Source organism: Bacillus sp. N13C7, from assembly GCF_026790065.1.
Classification (GTDB): domain Bacteria; phylum Bacillota; class Bacilli; order Bacillales; family Bacillaceae; genus Bacillus.
Map to the genome: position 1 here is coordinate 30,432 of NZ_JALAMO010000024.1, position 15,053 is coordinate 45,484.

The 15,053-nt window shown below is 43.4% G+C and carries 14 protein-coding genes and 4 pseudogenes; 8 read left to right on the forward strand and 10 right to left on the reverse strand.

Features of this window, described 5'->3' with window-relative positions; all coding sequences use genetic code 11:
* Positions 1-171 precede the first annotated feature (171 nt).
* On the forward strand, positions 172-1,071 hold the full coding sequence (locus MOB98_RS19430) for a CPBP family intramembrane glutamic endopeptidase (protein ID WP_268358634.1): 900 nt from the start codon (positions 172-174) through the stop codon (positions 1,069-1,071).
* Here MOB98_RS19430 and MOB98_RS19435 read toward each other — a convergent pair.
* The 3 genes and pseudogenes from MOB98_RS19435 to MOB98_RS19445 all read right to left on the reverse strand — a co-directional run.
* Entirely contained in the window at positions 1,068-3,137 is a 2,070-nt protein-coding gene (locus MOB98_RS19435; protein ID WP_268358633.1) for a thioredoxin domain-containing protein, read from the reverse strand. The genes MOB98_RS19430 and MOB98_RS19435 overlap by 4 nt on opposite strands.
* A 233-nt stretch (positions 3,138-3,370) precedes the next feature.
* A pseudogene (locus tag MOB98_RS19440) lies at positions 3,371-3,559 on the reverse strand (PLP-dependent aminotransferase family protein); the annotation flags it as partial.
* Positions 3,552-3,863 (reverse strand): annotated as a pseudogene (locus MOB98_RS19445) (GNAT family N-acetyltransferase); the annotation flags it as partial. The pseudogenes MOB98_RS19445 and MOB98_RS19440, both read right to left, overlap by 8 nt.
* Positions 3,864-3,982: 119 nt before the next feature.
* Here MOB98_RS19445 and MOB98_RS19450 point away from each other — a divergent pair.
* A complete protein-coding gene (locus tag MOB98_RS19450; RefSeq protein ID WP_268358632.1) occupies positions 3,983-4,435 on the forward strand; it encodes a MarR family transcriptional regulator in 453 nt (150 codons plus the stop codon).
* Positions 4,436-4,579: 144 nt separating this feature from the next.
* Here the strand turns inward: MOB98_RS19450 and MOB98_RS19455 are convergent, their stop codons facing one another.
* Positions 4,580-4,933, reverse strand: coding sequence for a helix-turn-helix domain-containing protein (locus MOB98_RS19455; protein WP_311766012.1), 354 nt, complete (start codon positions 4,931-4,933; stop codon positions 4,580-4,582).
* 104 nt (positions 4,934-5,037) lie between these two features.
* Here MOB98_RS19455 and MOB98_RS19460 point away from each other — a divergent pair, with 104 nt between their 5' ends.
* Together MOB98_RS19460 and MOB98_RS19465 are read left to right on the forward strand one after the other, a co-directional pair.
* Positions 5,038-5,700 (forward strand): MBL fold metallo-hydrolase, encoded by a 663-nt coding sequence (locus tag MOB98_RS19460; protein ID WP_268358631.1) that lies wholly within the window; start codon positions 5,038-5,040, stop codon positions 5,698-5,700.
* A gap of 129 nt (positions 5,701-5,829) precedes the next feature.
* Positions 5,830-6,069, forward strand: a pseudogene (locus MOB98_RS19465) (LysR family transcriptional regulator); the annotation flags it as partial.
* Positions 6,070-6,101: 32 nt separating this feature from the next.
* Here the strand turns inward: MOB98_RS19465 and MOB98_RS19470 are convergent.
* The 3 genes from MOB98_RS19470 to MOB98_RS19480 all read right to left on the reverse strand — a co-directional run bounded on the left by MOB98_RS19470 (position 6,102) and on the right by MOB98_RS19480 (position 7,998).
* Positions 6,102-6,581 (reverse strand): DUF2798 domain-containing protein, encoded by a 480-nt coding sequence (locus MOB98_RS19470; RefSeq protein ID WP_268358629.1) that lies wholly within the window; start codon positions 6,579-6,581, stop codon positions 6,102-6,104.
* An 82-nt stretch (positions 6,582-6,663) separates the two neighbouring features.
* Entirely contained in the window at positions 6,664-7,107 is a 444-nt protein-coding gene (locus MOB98_RS19475) for a GNAT family N-acetyltransferase (RefSeq protein WP_268358628.1), read from the reverse strand.
* 12 nt (positions 7,108-7,119) lie between these two features.
* A complete protein-coding gene (locus MOB98_RS19480; RefSeq protein WP_268358627.1) occupies positions 7,120-7,998 on the reverse strand; it encodes a LysR family transcriptional regulator in 879 nt (292 codons plus the stop codon).
* Between the two features lie 186 nt (positions 7,999-8,184).
* Here MOB98_RS19480 and MOB98_RS19485 point away from each other — a divergent pair, with 186 nt between their 5' ends.
* Positions 8,185-9,399, forward strand: coding sequence for an MFS transporter (locus tag MOB98_RS19485; RefSeq protein ID WP_268358626.1), 1,215 nt, complete (start codon positions 8,185-8,187; stop codon positions 9,397-9,399).
* A gap of 34 nt (positions 9,400-9,433) precedes the next feature.
* Here MOB98_RS19485 and MOB98_RS19490 read toward each other — a convergent pair whose 3' ends face one another.
* Entirely contained in the window at positions 9,434-10,273 is an 840-nt protein-coding gene (locus tag MOB98_RS19490; protein WP_268358624.1) for a pentapeptide repeat-containing protein, read from the reverse strand.
* A gap of 131 nt (positions 10,274-10,404) precedes the next feature.
* Here MOB98_RS19490 and MOB98_RS19495 point away from each other — a divergent pair.
* Positions 10,405-10,659, forward strand: a pseudogene (locus MOB98_RS19495) (YybH family protein); the annotation flags it as partial.
* A gap of 67 nt (positions 10,660-10,726) precedes the next feature.
* Positions 10,727-11,515, forward strand: coding sequence for a hypothetical protein (locus MOB98_RS19500; protein WP_268358622.1), 789 nt, complete (start codon positions 10,727-10,729; stop codon positions 11,513-11,515).
* Between the two features lie 43 nt (positions 11,516-11,558).
* On the opposite strand, the gene MOB98_RS19505 is transcribed toward MOB98_RS19500, so the two are convergent.
* Positions 11,559-12,869, reverse strand: a complete 1,311-nt coding sequence (locus MOB98_RS19505; protein WP_268358621.1) for an MFS transporter — start codon at positions 12,867-12,869, stop codon at positions 11,559-11,561.
* 435 nt (positions 12,870-13,304) lie between these two features.
* Here MOB98_RS19505 and MOB98_RS19510 point away from each other — a divergent pair, with 435 nt between their 5' ends.
* The gene (locus MOB98_RS19510) at positions 13,305-13,751 is read left to right on the forward strand and encodes a DUF6376 family protein (protein WP_268358620.1); all 447 of its coding nucleotides are present in this window, start codon (positions 13,305-13,307) and stop codon (positions 13,749-13,751) included.
* Positions 13,752-13,924: 173 nt separating this feature from the next.
* On the opposite strand, the gene MOB98_RS19515 is transcribed toward MOB98_RS19510, so the two are convergent.
* Positions 13,925-14,854 (reverse strand): manganese-dependent inorganic pyrophosphatase, encoded by a 930-nt coding sequence (locus MOB98_RS19515; protein WP_268358618.1) that lies wholly within the window; start codon positions 14,852-14,854, stop codon positions 13,925-13,927.
* Between the last annotated feature and the right edge of the window lie 199 nt (positions 14,855-15,053).

A 15,053-nucleotide genomic window follows, 5' to 3' on the forward strand; every position in this document is an offset into this window, starting at 1 on the left:
TTATAAGTATCTTGGTTCATTGGCGACAGAGTTCAAATCACTAGATGGGAGAACTAAATTCACACTTTTTTTGTCATTTTGGCTTAAAAGATTTCCAAAATAGTAGATTCATAGACCAATTTATGCAAATATATAGGAATATTCTCATTGAAAGGAAGAGACATAGAAGGAATGAATTCATTTATCCGTCCTCTAGAAGGAAACAATACGTTGTGGAGATACTTTTTCTCCTTTTTGGTGATGGTAGGGTTATATCTATTCGGGAATATTGCTTACCTTTTCGCTATACTGTTTACGGTTATTGTGAATCCCGATATCACGTTTGATTTGGATGAAGCTGTGCTGAGTGATCCTCTAGTTGATCTTTATTTGTCCCATGTCATTTATTTATTTGCGATTCCAGGAGTATGGCTGGCTGTGCGTTTCATTCTGAAACGGCCTTTCCGAACTGTGATTACACCAAATGCAAAGATCAATTGGCGGAGAATTTTGTTTGGCTTTATTGCATACTTCTTGCTGATGATCGCCGTACAATTAATTGATTTTGCGATTCACCCTGGCAGCTATTCAATGCAGGAGTTTGATGCATCACGGTTTATTTGGCTGTTAGCGGCCTCCCTCATTTTGGTCCCGTTTCAAACATCAGCTGAGGAACTGTTTTTCAGGGGATTTTTGCTTCAGGCTTTCGGAAGAGTAACGAAAAACCCTCTGATCTTGACATTGATTGTCGGAGGATTGTTTGGCGTATTGCATTTTGCTAATCCAGAAATGAACAACGGCGCTGTCTGGGCAGGAATTGAGTATTTAACATTTGGTTTTGTGTGGACCTATTACACGATTAAAACAGGGAGTATTGAAATATCACTTGGCGCCCATGCCGCCAATAATATGTTTTTGTGTATGTTTTTCACAGAAAAAAACAGTGTGTATGGAGGAATACCCTCTTTATTTACGGTTACGCGGGGGAACCCGATGTGGGAGGCTTTATTTACGATAACGGTCAATCTTGTTTTTGCGGGGATCGCGTTATGGTACCATAAGAAATCAAAAAGCAAGCAGCAAGGAATTTAATCCCTGCTGCTTATTAATGTTTGGATGGCTTCTTCAATATTTGTTGTCGGCTGCTGGCAGGCGAAGTTTTCACAAATATACACGGTTGTTTTGCCGTCTATGATGCGGTAGTCTGCCGCGAAGGGGGCAATGTCTTTGCATTGATCAGGATGCTCCGCCACCAGAATGGAGTCGTTGGGCTTAAAGGCTTTTTGAAGCTCCGCTATAATTTGTTTTCTGGCTGGATCGTCTGCGCTGCCAAAAATAACGATTTCTTTTTTAGGCATCACATGCCTTAACACACTTTGCATAAAGAAAGCATGGCCGCTCGGATACGCGTCGATGTCCGGCTTGAATACGGAAAACATCGTTTCTGCTTTTTCAATCAGTGATAAGTCGCCTGTGACTTGTCCGAGACGCAGCAGCTGAACGGCTGCCACACTGTTTCCAGAAGGCACGGCGCCGTCGTACACTTCTTTTTCCCGGACGATTAAGGCTTCTGCATCGTGTCCGGAAAAATAGAATCCGCCATGCTCCTCATCCCAAAATAAGCCGATCATATCGTCTGCCAGTTTCTTCGCTTTTTGTAAATAAGAAAGATCAAACGAAGCTTCATAGAGATCCAGATAGGCCCATAGAAGAAAAGCGTAATCATCGATAAACCCTTTGTTCTTCACTTCACCGTCGCGATATCGGACCATCACACGGCCGTCGATGATTAAGTTGTTTTCAATAAATGTGATAGCGTCCTTCGCTAGGCTGAGGTATTTCGGTTTCTGGTATACCTTTGCCGCTTTAGCAAGACCCGCAATCATCAGCGCATTCCATGAGGTCAGCACTTTATCATCGACATGCGGATAGGTTCTTTCTTCGCGAGTCTTCAAGAGCTGTTGTCTTGCGTTTTCAAGCTTGAGGCGGAGCTCTTCCTCGGTTAACCCGGCATCTGCTTTGATTTGTTCCCGCTTTGTGTGAATGAGGTTCGGAATATTTTTGCCTTCAAAGTTTCCTTCTTCAGTAATGTCATACACTTGGCAATACAGCGTTCCAAGATCGTCTCCGAGCGTTTTCAGGATTTCATCCTTTGACCACACGTAGTACTTTCCTTCTTCTCCTTCTGTGTCCGCATCTAAAGCGGAGAAAAAGCTTCCGTCTTCATGGGTCATTTCCCGCTGGATGAACGTGATAATCTGCTCGCAAATCTTTTTATAGCGCTTATTTTGTGTTACCTGATAGGCTTCTGTATAAGCAGTCAGCAACAGCGCATTGTCGTACAGCATTTTTTCAAAGTGGGGAACGAGCCACTCATCATCAGTTGAATAGCGGGCGAACCCATAACCGATATGATCGTAAATGCCGCCATTCGCCATGCTGTCCAGCGTTTTCGTCACGTTGTATAGAGCGTTCTCCTGCCCCGTGCTGTGTTCATAACGAAGCAAATACATCAGCATATGAGGCATCGGAAATTTGGGCGCCTGCCCGAAACCGCCGTAGATCGTATCAAATCCGCTGGCAAGCTGCTGAAATGTCCGGTGAATTGCAGACTCGCTAAGGCCTTCGCCTGATTTTGCGGCTGTTTTGGTCTGCAAGTGCTTAGCGGCATTTTCTGCAATATCCTCGACATGCTCACGATCGTTCGCAAACGTCTCAGACAGATGCTCAAGCACATCAACAAAGCCAGGACGATTGAATTTACTCGTCTTTGGAAAATATGTACCCGCGTAAAACGGCTTCTGATCAGGCGTAATAAACACATTCAGCGGCCAGCCGCCCTGCCCGGTCATCAGCTGGCAGATTCTCATATAAACAGAATCCACATCAGGCCGCTCTTCCCTGTCGACCTTAATCGCCACAAACCGTTCATTGAGAAGACGTGCAATTTCTTCGTCCTCAAAGCTTTCGTGGGCCATGACATGGCACCAATGACATGTCGAATAGCCGATGCTGACGAGAACCGGCTTGTTTTCGCGTTTTGCTTTTTCAAAGGCTTCTTCTCCCCAGGGGAACCAGTCTACGGGGTTGTGGGCGTGTTGAAGTAAGTATGGTGATTTCTCAGCGATTAATCTATTGGGTTTATTTTTATTTGGCATGGGATCACCTTCTTTCTGAATTTATCTAAAGATAACATACCACATTTTATTTATTTAATTCTCCTTTTCCAAAAACTGCCTAAAATCATGAATGAAAAGCGTTATAAAACCAATATAAAAATCGTGATTAAATTGAAAAGGAGACTTAAGATGGAACTTATTTTTCATTATGGGTTTATTGCTGGTTCGCTGGCATGGGAGTATTTTTTAACGAGAAAACGAAGATATGTGTATTACAACCAAACACTTTTCAATAGTTTTACACCCTGTGTTATTTCATCCAAGTCGAGATGAGCGAAACCTAACTTTATGATTGGTCTATTAGGATTTCTATTAACGAAATAAATGTTAGTAGGATATACTTTTACTCCATACTTTAAAGCACGTTGGATTAATCTTTCTTCTGAATAATTAATTTGTAATTCCTTTTTCCTGCATTATTTTTTCTAACCCGCTTATGAGGCTTTGTCCAATCCGTACTTACGGTAAGGTTTTAGGATGCAGATTCTTTCCAGCTTAGCTGTATGGCCAACGACGCACACACGGCCTGTGTCAACAGGCTGATTTTCATAATATGCCAAGATATTTCTGACACTGATCTTGGAGCGTATCAAATTCATCAAACTCACCGGATTCAGTTACATGTTGCTCCTCGATGAATACCGTTCTTCTAATATCTAAAGCAATGTGTAAATCACTTTCAGTTGTTATTCTTTTTATATTCATTATTCCATCCATCCTTTTCTGTATGAGTCTGGACTGTACAGCATGCATGTGGTCTTATAATAGTAAGGGTAAAATAATTTTGTTGTAATTGCAACAAAAGTACGTGAGGGGTTTTAGGAATGAATGACATTTTGCGAGAGATCGGCATGATAGCAAGAGCGCTGGATTCCATAAGCAATATCGAATTTAAAGAGTTGGACTTAACTAGAGGGCAGTATCTCTATCTTGTACGTATATACGAAAATCCGGGAATCATTCAAGAAAAGCTGGCGGAAATGATAAAAGTAGACCGAACAACGGCCGCACGGGCCATTAAGAAGCTTGAAATGCAAGGGTTTATTCAAAAACAGCCGGATGAGAAGAATAAAAAAATAAAAAAGCTGTTCCCGACTGAGAAAGGAAAAAAGGTTTATCCGTTGTTAAGAAGAGAAGGAGAACATTCCACGGAAGTGGCCTTGTCGGGTTTTACACCTGAGGAAAAGGAAACAATCTCTGCACTTCTATACAGAGTCAGGAAAAATATAGAACGTGATTGGGAAGATGTGAAGAAGGGGAACAAAAGGGATTATTAATGGAAAACGTAACAAGTCGGGCTGATCCTGGCGAGAACCGTCCTGCTGGAGTATAGGAACATTTTCAAGATAATCTGCCTTGAAAATGTTCTGTTCACGTAAAAGGAATCCCTTCTGTTTGCTGTAAAAACTTTAAAGTCATTTTCATTCATTTTCACTCATATACTCATTCCCCCACGTCCTCATGGATGCAATAATGGGAGAAAGCTTTTCACCGAGTTCGGTTAGGGAATATTCCACCTTCTTGGGCACAGTATGCTCTACTTTTCTCTTCACAACACCATCTGCTTCCAGTTCTCTCAGCTGCAGCGTCAGCATTCTTTGTGTAATGCCTGGTATGAATCGTTTCAGCTCATTAAACCGGACTGTTTTCCGAGATAGAATATCGATGATGATTCCTTTCCATTTTCCGCCGATAATATGCAAAGTCATTTCCACAGGACAAGCCTTTTTTACTTCTGCACTGCAAGCGGTAAATCCATTTAACCGGTTTCCCACACCCGTCACCTCGCAAAGTAAGTTACAAAAATGTGCGTCCTTACATATCTAACTCAGATGTATTACAGTAATGATATCAAAAATTTCCAAAGGGAGTGATTTGCATGAACTTGAGACAACTATCAGAACATGTCTTTCAATGTGAATTTGAGCTTGATGTGCCCCTTCGCGTCCCGGTTCATACCTGGTTTATCAAAGATGGTGATGATGTTTATATTGTTGATACGGGGATAGAACGTTTTGCTGATGCTCAAATTAGGGCAGCGTTAGCGATCGGCAATCCAAAAGCCATTTTGCTTACTCATGGCCACATCGATCATATTCAAGGGGCTTCAAAGTGGCTAGAGAGATTTGATCTTCCGATTTATGCGCATCAAAAAGAACTCGTGTATATCAATGGAGAAGCGCCATATCCGAACAAAAATGAATTGGAGCATACAGGGGTAGCCCATATTGTCCAGCCGCTGACGGAGCAAACGCTGGCTCACTTGCCTCTGCAATATTACTTAACACCCGGACATTCCCCGGGGCATGTCGTGTATCATCATCAAATCGATCGTATTCTATTAACAGGAGATCTTTTTACGACAAGTAAGGAAGCTTTACATCCACCTGTCAGAAAATTCAGCATCGATATGAATGATAATATCGATAGCGGCGCAATCATAGATGAAATCAAACCAACACTCATTTGCTCTTCACATGGCGAAGAAATTTTTTATAACGAAGAGTTGTATAAAAGCTATGTGTTAAGGTATAGGGACTAACCAAGTAAAAAACATACCAATCAAAATTGGTTTGTGCAGAGAAACTTAAACATACTCAGAAAATTTTAATGAGGTTCTGATCAGGGTTTCTTATATAAACAAGTCAATCGGGCCGAAGAGAGCTACAGTTATCTTATGAAGAATGGCATACGCAGCTTTCAAACAATGGAGCTGTGGAGTATTGAAGCGATCAAACAAACGTCACGAGCGGCCTGGATTTTCTGTTTTGCCTCATATCACCGTGAAAATCCTTCAACAAGCTGAAATCTTTGATCTGATTTACTCTCATCTGTACTTAAAAAGAAGAAATGGCAGCTGCCTGCCGCAGAGGCTTTTGCGGAGCTTGTTTTACATTTGATTTGTGAGTAAAGGAGTGAGGATCAGGCTCATTCCTTTTCTGTTTACACTGCAGCTGTGAACTTTGGTTTTACAAATCTCATAAAAATCCCTCTAACTAATGGACCCATAATCAGTAATTGCAGGGGATAAGCCAAGATGAAATTTTTCAATACAATCATCAGGTAAGCGCTGAAGAGGCTGTCCCCGTTAAGTCCATTTGATAAAGCTGCTGTCACTAAACCGAACACAGACATACAAAGCACCATGCCGATCACCATACACGTTGACATGGCGAGGATGACATATATTTTTTTAGACTTGTCGAACGGCAAACTGAATGCAATCTTTTTGGCAAGGGGACCCACTAACAGTAAATCTAACAGCAGTGCGACCATAAAACCGATGACCATTTCGAAAACCGTCACCAGTGAAAAATCCTTAATGGCTCCGTTGATGATAGCGTTGTAAATCGACATGATGCAGACCATTCCAAAGCACATCATCACGCCAAATATCAGACCTTCTTTTTTATTTGTTGGCATACAATCAATCCTTCTCTCCATAATCGGTGATTAGTATACCAATGAACCACTCATGCTCATAAGTGACAAAATTGTGAATAATTTATAGGCGGGAATCATCTTTTTTTATCATCAGTACATGCGGAATGCCGTCGAGTATAAATTCTTCTGATGCTGTCTGATAGCCTAGCTTTTCATAAAAGACTGCCGCTTGTGTCTGGCCGTGCAGTTTAAAGGCAGAAATGCCCTGTTCTTTCACAATGCGTTCTAACGCATCGACGATTACTTTGCCCAGCCCGAGTTTGCGATAGGGTTTCAGAATACAGATTCTTTCCAGTTTCCCCACCTGATCGACGATACGGACACGGGCAGTGCCAACGGGTTCATTCTCATGATAAATGAGGATGTGCCGGCAATCTTCGCGGAGTGTATCGAACGCATCGAATTCGTCGGAAACGGGGCAGCCTTGTTCCTCTACAAATACTGTTTTTCTGATTTCAAACGCTGTATGTAAATCATGTTCTGACGTGATTTTTTTGATATTCATGCTTGAATCCCCCTACTCAGAAAAATGGCTGATCACATATTGTTTAAAGGTCTCAGCAACCGGTGATAAAAACCTGCCTTTTATCCAGGCAATTCCTATGACACGCTGACATTCCGGCCAGCTGACGCGGATTTTGGTGATTTTGCTTTGGTCTAAGCCTTTCAGGTCTGGGAGAATAGATATGCCCAGACCGGCTGCCACAAAACCTGCGGCAGTAGCTGCTTCTTCTCCTTCAAACATAATGTTCGGCTGTATATTGGCCTTCTCAAACAGCTCATCGACCGTCATCCGAAGCGCGTAGCCTTTTTTCAATAAAATAAAACGCTCCCCTGAAATCTCATTCAGGGTAATGCTTTCGCGACTGGCTAATGGGTGATCATTTGGCACAAATACAAAGAGTTCTTCACTCCACAGCTTGATCCATTGGATCGGATCTTCAGGCTTAATCGAAGCGAGGAGACAGAGGTCCAGATCCCCGAATTTTAATCGTTCAAGCAGCCAATAAGAGTGGTTTTGCTTCAGCTGGAAGGCAATGTTGGGGTATTCCTGCTGAAAGGAGCCGATGAGATCGGGCACGAGCATGGTGCCTAATGTATGTAAAAAACCGAGAGAGACTATGCCTTGGTCTGGCTTTAATAAAGCTTGGATTTCTTCTTTTCCTTCGGTGTACTCCTTCATCATCGCCTGAACCCGTCGCAAAAAAATGTGTCCGTATTGATTTAAGCTGATGGATCGTCCTTGCCTGTCAAATAGCGAGACGCCCAAATGATTTTCCAGCCTGGCGATAGAGCGTGAAAGCGCAGGCTGTGTGATGGAGAGGCTTTTTGCGGCTTTCGTGACGTGCTGTATCCGGGCCAGTGTTTGAAAATATTCAAGTTGTTCCCATTCCAATTATCATCCCTCCTTATTACATATAAGCATGAAAAGGATATTTTATATGCATTATACAACATATATCAACGGTGCTAAGATAATAATATAAACAGACTCGAGGATGTTTGAAGTCGGAAGAAATAAAGGATGATTGTTTATGAATGGCAGTGCTCCACAACATGATGAGGGACCGATAAAGTCCCGATGACATACATTCAAAAAGGCACACCGGTTTTTCGAAAAATTACGTTTGCTTTCTTCGCTGCGGGTTTCAATACATTTGCAATTCTATATTGCGTACAGCCGCTCATGGAGGAATTCACGAGGGAATTTCATGTAACGCCTACTGCGGCGAGTCTTTCTTTATCTGTTACCACAATGCTGTTAGCTGTGAGCATGCTTGTCTTTGGTTCATTATCCGAGGTGTGGGGGCGCAAGCCGATTATGGGTATTTCCATGCTAGCCGCATCGGTTCTTTGTCTGGCATCGGCCTTTAGTCCGAACTTTCATACGCTGCTCGTATTGAGAACCATTCAAGGCGTGGCGCTCGCAGGCCTTCCATCGATTGCGATGGCTTATCTTGGGGAAGAAATTGAACCTGGAAGTCTTGGATCAGCGATGGGGCTATATATCAGCGGAAATGCAATCGGCGCCGTTTTCGGAAGGATCGTTTCCGGGCTCCTGAGCGAGTACTTGAATTGGCATATGGCGATGGGATCAATTGGTGTCATTAGTTTGATTGCTAGTGTTATATTTTTTATAAATTTGCCGCCATCCAGGCATTTTACGCCAAGAAAATTGAAGCTCGGGAAATTGGGAATGTCTCTGATCGGCCACTTGAAGGACCGAAAACTATTCAGCTTGTTTCTCATTGGTTTTTTGCTGCTCGGAAGCAATGTTGCCTTGTTTAATTACATTGTGTATGTGCTGTTGGGCCCGCCGTATTCGCTTAATAAAGCATTTTCCAGCTGGATCTTTATTGTGATGATTGTAGGCATTTTCAGCTCGTCTTTCATTGGAAGAATGGTTGATCGGTATGGCTATCCGAAAATATTGGTGATGAATATTTTCATCGTCATTGCAGGTGCTTTATTCACGATAAATAGTATGCTGGCAGTGAAAATTCTGGGGATTGCCCTCTTTACTTTCGGTTTTTTCGGAGGGCATTCAGTTGCCAGCAGCTGGGTGGGACGGAGAGCCCTTCACAACAAAGCACAGGCTTCATCGCTGTATTTGTTCTTTTATTATGCCGGTTCAAGTGTTTTCGGAACAATCGGAGGGCTATTCTGGTCTGGTTTTCATTGGCTGGGCGTTGTCGGTATGATCACCTTCATGCTGCTGATTGCGTTATGGCTGTCGGGATACTTGGCAAGAAGTGCGAAAGTGCCGGATAAAAGCAACGAAAAAGGATTCAATTGATGACAGCAAAAAAGGACCATAAGCGGGTCCTTTTTTATTTCCAATGGGCAGGGATTCGTAAAGACGGCGGCAGCTTTGTGTTTGCATCGCCGTTTGCGGCATTTACCTGTGCCTGCGTCAGAAAGATGCTTCCGGTCAGGTCGGCTCCGCTGAGATCAGCGTCTCTCATATCTGCACCGATAATGTCTGTCATTCTCAGATCAGCCTTTCTCAAGTCGGCGGCTATGAGCAGTGCCCCTCTTAGGTTTGCTCCTCGCAGATCAAGCCCTTTCAGTTTTGCGCCGATCAGGACACTTCCCCGGCTGATTTTTTTCGGCAGTTTTGTATTACGTGCTTGGGCGCGCACCAGCTCACTCGTTTTTAACAGCCATTCATTGACTTCAGCTCGGTGCTCGTGCACCTGCAGTGCCAGCAGGTTTTCCTTGCTGAGTCTGGTGAGCTTGTCTATTTTTTCGAAACAGGTTCGCAGCTCATGATGAATCGGTTTAGCTATATCTATCGAAAGGGCTTCATGTAAGTACCAGAGCATTTCATGCAGCTGCTGTATGATAGGAAAAATGTCAAACATCTCGTTGGCCGTTTCCGGGTTGGTTCGCCAATCCTTTCCCTCATAAGTGATTTGGGATACCTTCTGGCCAGCGCCAAAGCATTCGTATGCAGAACAGCCCCGAAACCCTTTTTCTCTAAGATCTTTATGTATCGAACATTGATAGTTTGATTGTAAGTTGCGGCATGGCGTGCCCCCGTCCTTATCAAAAGCAAAATCCGCTGATTTCGCATAAGGCAAGGCAACGCAGCACAGGCCAAAACAATGCTGGCAATCCGCTCTTAAACTATGATGTGTATTGTCATGTAACGTTACTTCCGCAGACAATATCGTCCACCCCTTCACTTGGGTACTTTGTTAAATATATTTATTTGATTATATAGGAAATAGGAATGCTTTTCATTTTGTTTTTACGGTTTCAGCAGGTAAACAATGTAAAATATATTCAATCGGCAAGAGAGAAATCAAAAAAAGCATGTAATAAGACCGCGAACGATTTCAATCATCATATTGTCCCGACACAAGGGGAAATGATCCTCCTGGAAGCAGGTGACACGGTACTCGTCCTTTCTCAGACACTGCTTGATTCGGATAAAAAGGACTCCGAGTATGCGATGGAAAGAAGGGCGACCTATGTATTTAAGAAGAATGCGCAAGGCGAGTGGCTTTGTGTAATCGATAACTCATATGGTACGGATGTAATTGGTGTGTAAGATATGTCTTTGATGTGCCATTCCTGCATATAATGATTCATTCAGCTGATTAGGGAAGGTGACACAATTGAATGTGTATGACATCAGAATGGCTCCTTATTGGTTTTATGAAAGCAGAGGACTTGTTCAACATCCATACGTATTTCGGCAGCCTGTCTCCTCACGTGCAATCATTGCATCTACTCGCGGCGATGTAACGGGTGACGGCGTTATTGACGAGGTCTTTTTAACTGGCAGCCAAATGTCCGGAAGCCCTTTATGGAGAAATATCACATTGGTGATCCGTGATGGCAGAACCCGTCAGGAACAGCGAATACAGCTCCAAAACAATATGGGATACAATCCGTCTCTTATTCTTGGGGATATGACAGGCGACAAGATTGATGATGTGGCAGTGGTAATAGACACCGGGGGAAGCGGGGGCGCTATATATGCGTATCTTTTTGTCTATCTCAACCGGCAGTTCAGGCAGATTTTCAATTCGGATGTGTTTAATAATGAATTTAAGTACAGTGTGAGTTATCAAAATCAGTATAAAGCAAATGTCATCAGCCACCATCAAAACGAAACGTATACCCTTGATCTAACTTACAAGGGAAGGGAATATTTGAATGAGATTTATACCAGCCAGGGTGTGTTGAAAATGCCAATAGAAGGCTGGGTGAATCCTTTATCCGGCTTATATCCAGTTGATTTTGACAGAGACGGCACATACGAACTTGTGGCGTATCAACGAATCGCCGGGAGGTATAACGCTGACTCGCTGGGATATGTCCAAACTGTATTGAAATGGAACGGGCGGGGATTTTCGTATGACCGCCAGAATGTTTCAATTTTCGGGAGCAGCCTAACGTAAGATACATGTATGCAAAAAAGAGTGCCTTTTCAGCAAGCACTCTTTATTCCAATTTAATTCGTTTCACATCCCCTAATACAAACACATAAAAAACCAATCCCAGCAGCAGCACAAAACCGGCTACCAGAAAGCTGAGCGTAAAGGAGCCTGTCACATCAAACAAATATCCCGTCAGTGACGCAGCAATAATGCCTCCAAACAGGTTGTTTGCCAGGTTCACCATGGAGCTCAGCATAGATACAGAACCGATGGGCGCCAGTTCTGCGGAAATGGACCAGCCGACTGGGGCCGTTGCAGAAATCCCGGCAAGGCCGATTGAAATACAGATAATCGCTACGGTGATATTGTCCGTCAGAATGGAGCCTAAAAAGAAAAAGCCGAAGCTCATTCCGACAATGATCACGGTTCGGTACACCTTGGTGTTAGTATAGCCTTTCTTAATAAAGTAATCGACGAGCCATCCGCCGACCGCGATTCCGGAAATGGTTGAGATCAGCCATGGCACGGCTGTAAATAAACCGGACGACATGAGATCCATTCCGTATGTATGTTTAAAGAAAGTCGGAAGCCAGGTAAGCAGCAGGTTGAACGTATAGCCGTACCCTGTAAATCCGATCATTAAGCCCCATACTTTGCGGTTGGTGAAAAGCTTTTTTAAAAGCGGGCCCGTTTTGTAAGGGATTTGCTCTGTTGTGATGGTATTGTGTTTTTGAATATAGTTTAATTCGCTTTTGGAAATTCGTTTGTGCCGTTCCGGCTGCTCATAATACTGCCAGAAAAAGATCGTAAACAGCACATTGATGCATCCAATCGTCAAAAAGGCGACACGCCAGTCAAATGTGGTGACAAGAAAGGCGACCAATGGCGCTCCGATGACGTTTGAAAACTTGGCGGCCGAATCGAACAGTGAGTTTGCCAATCCCCGCTCACTTGGAGGAAACCAAAGAGCGGTTGCCTTTGAGGCAGCAGGGAACGCAGAGGCGCTCGTCAGGCCAATGAGAAACCGGAACAGATACAACAGCAGTTTTCCTTGTAAAAAAGCAAGAAGGATCGTTAAAAAGCTCCATATTGTCATTCCAACCCTCGTGACCCATGCGACCCCAAAACGGTCCAGCAAGCTTCCGACAGGCAGCTGCATCAGTGTATAGGAATAAGTGTATATGGAAAACACGATACCGAGTTCAGTTGCTGTAAGGTGAAACGACTCTTGTATCGCAGGGGCCGCTACTGAGATGGCCACTCGGTCAAAGTAATTTAGAATAATAATGCCGCTAAGTAACGAAGATATGTACCATCTGGTATGCCCAGGCCGTTTCACGCGCTCTTGACTCATGATGAAAACCTCCTCTGTCATAGCATGATCTCCTAATGGAAATACCATTCAAATTTTAAATACCACAGCGCGCTTTTGTGTAAACGGACAGCAGGAATTTGACTGGAAAAGCCCTGTACTTTAAAATGAAAGTAATAAAAATGAACACTCCAAAGGGGAGTAGCTTTCACAGTAAAGTCGTCATTACGGGACAAGGCGTCCTCGGCTTTGCTGGCAATCTAATTGTTAGCGAGACCTTTGCCAAATCTGATTTGGTGAAGGTCTTTTTGTTTCGGATCTTCACCAAATCGGTGGAGTTTTTTCATTTTTATCAAAAAGGGAGAGGAGCGTCAGGATGTCTAAGCTGAAAAAGTGGCTAAAGCGTGAATTGGTGAAGAAAGGGCTACCGTTAGCGAAAGAGAAATTGATTCCGATCTTAAAAGAAAAAATGAAGAAGAAACGATGAGGAGGCTGACGATGAAAATCTTTTTGACTGTTCTTGCCGGAGTGGGGCTTATGAGTGCGAGCGGATGCGGCATGCTTGATCAGGTGAATGACGGTTTGAACTATACGAGCGAAGCAACGGGCTATGTGGAGAAGGTCAAGACTTTTGCAGAGGAGGCGCCAGAATTGGCAGAGAAGGCTGTGAATGACACCGAGGCGAAAGAAAAACTAGAGGCACAGCTTGAATCGATTCAGAAGGCCGCCGCTGATTTTAATGAATTAACACCGCCTGATGCCGCCGCAGAGATCCATCAATCCATTCAGGAGCATAATGAAACCTTGCAGAAAAGTGCTGAAGATGTGCTGAAACAAGTGGAGGAAGGCAAGGTGTCACTTGAAGAATTGGAGCAGTCAGATCTTGTCCAAAATGCAAAGCAAATCACTGATGTGATGGGACAGATTGAAAAGCTTGGCGAATAAGAAAAATTAGAGTAACAGACAAAACCTCACATTTGTTGTCCGGCCTGTGCTCCGACCTTCCTAGACTTCAAGGGTTTAATCACGCTGAAAAGATGACAAAATCCTAAAACGATAAACCGTTTTAGGATTTTGTCAGTAAATATGAAGCATCCCGATGACGGGATGCTTTTTGATTATTCAGCCATTGCGTCTGTTAAGACAGGAACGACTTGTTTTTTACGGGAGACAACGCCTTTTAAGAGGGCTGTATTGTTTTCTAATGTAACGTTGAACGCTTTTTCCACTTTCGCTGCTTCGTTGCCGATCGCAAGCGCCAGTGAATCATTTTCTAAGATGTCTGTGATGACAAGAAGGAACAGGTCAAGGTTCTTCTCAGCCACAACTTTTGAGATCACAGCTTCTAATTCAGCTTGGCGCTTTTTCACATCTTCAATGTCCACTGTGTTCACTTGTGCGATTTCGACTTTTTTGCTGCCGAGTGTAAATTCCTTCGCATCAAGAGAAATCAGCTCTTCCACTGTTTTCTTGCTTAGATCAGCGCCAGCTTTTAGCATGTTCAAGCCGTATTCTTCAGCATCTACGCCAGCGATTTCCGCAAGCTCTTTTGCTGCCGCTACGTCTTGGTCTGTGCAAGTCGGAGATTTGAATAACAGTGAGTCGGAAATGATCGCAGACAGCATAAGGCCGGCAATTTCTTTCTCGATTTTCACGTTATTTTCTTTGTACATTTTGTTTAAGATTGTAGCTGTACAGCCTACAGGCTCAGCACGATAGTAAAGCGGCTCCGCTGTTTCAAAGTTAGCGATGCGGTGGTGGTCGATTACTTCAAGAACCTGAACATCTTCAATGTCCTTGATGCTTTGCTGGCGTTCGTTATGGTCAACCAGAATGACGCCGTTGACTTCGTTTGCAACGGTTTCAACAAGACGCGGGCTTTCTTGTTTGAAATAGTCAAGCGCGTATTGTGTTTCGCCGTTGACTTGTCCAAGACGGACTGGCTCAGCATTGAAGCCGAGTTTGTTTTTCAAATCAGCATAAGCAATCGCAGAACAAATCGTATCTGTGTCTGGGTTTTGGTGTCCGAAAATAAGTATCTTTTCCATGATAGCTCCTTATCCTTTTTTAAGTAGTGTAATCTTTATATAGTTTAACACGTCTTGCTGCAGGTGTAATCATGCAAACCCTTAAAAATTGATGTGAATAAGAAGCATTTTCGTTGAGCTGAGAAGGAAAGGTGTGTAAAATACTGGGTAGCTTAGTTGCGAAACGTAGTGTAGTATCAAAAAAGGTACTATTGGAGGG